Raw genomic sequence first — 307 nt, forward strand, 5'->3', positions numbered from 1 at the left:
GTCCAAAAAAGAAGTCACTCATGGCTTGGGTCCTCCGTAAGCTCCTTAATTAAGGCAAGGCGACGAACGGGCAAACGCGCTCCGGGTTCATCCGCCTTACCGCCGACAAATAAGTTGAAACGCGAGTTGAAACACGAGTCGAAACACGAGTTAAACCCGCAGCGCGATGCACGCAACGCAGGACGCGAACGCGAGACGCGACTGCACGATGATGACCGGAAAATAGGTCGAGGCCAGGCGGTTTCAAGAGCTCGCCCGGCGAAATTTTTTGAGCGAAAGCGGCCCTCGCCGCCCTTGAAAATCGTTG

General features: G+C 55.7%; 1 protein-coding gene. It reads left to right on the forward strand.

What is annotated here, in order from left to right; all coding sequences use genetic code 11:
- Positions 1-114 precede the first annotated feature (114 nt).
- A partial coding sequence (locus SB771_RS33945) for a hypothetical protein (RefSeq protein ID WP_410721908.1) occupies positions 115-307 on the forward strand: 193 nt, incomplete at its 3' end.

Source organism: Burkholderia sp. SIMBA_051 (assembly GCF_046534915.1).
Taxonomy (GTDB): domain Bacteria; phylum Pseudomonadota; class Gammaproteobacteria; order Burkholderiales; family Burkholderiaceae; genus Burkholderia; species Burkholderia ambifaria.